Below are 541 nucleotides of genomic sequence, written 5' to 3'. Positions count from 1 at the left end.
TGAGTGTAAGTGCACAAGGGAGCTTGACTGTGAGACCGACGGGTCGAGCAGGGACGAAAGTCGGGACTAGTGATCCGGCGGTGGCTTGTGGAAGCGCCGTCGCTCAACGGATAAAAGGTACCCCGGGGATAACAGGCTGATCTTCCCCAAGAGTCCATATCGACGGGATGGTTTGGCACCTCGATGTCGGCTCGTCGCATCCTGGGGCTGGAGTCGGTCCCAAGGGTTGGGCTGTTCGCCCATTAAAGCGGTACGCGAGCTGGGTTTAGAACGTCGTGAGACAGTTCGGTCCCTATCCGCTGCGCGCGCAGGAGTCTTGAGAAGGGCTGTCCCTAGTACGAGAGGACCGGGACGGACGAACCTCTGGTGTGCCAGTTGTCCTGCCAAGGGCATGGCTGGTTGGCTACGTTCGGGAGGGATAACCGCTGAAAGCATCTAAGCGGGAAGCCTGCTTCGAGATGAGGACTCCCACCCACTTGATGGGGTAAGGCTCCCAGTAGACGACTGGGTTGATAGGCCGGATATGGAAGCACGGTAACGT

Annotated in this window: 1 rRNA gene; it reads left to right on the top strand. The window is 59.0% G+C overall.

Annotation, left to right across the window (positions count from 1 at the left end):
• Positions 1-541 (top strand): 23S ribosomal RNA (locus tag ACFPZI_RS37260); the annotation flags it as partial.

Origin of the sequence: Streptomyces chlorus, assembly GCF_042655885.1 — a bacterium.
GTDB classification, from domain to species: domain Bacteria; phylum Actinomycetota; class Actinomycetes; order Streptomycetales; family Streptomycetaceae; genus Streptomyces; species Streptomyces chlorus.
This window is presented reverse-complemented; position numbering and strand designations above follow the sequence as displayed.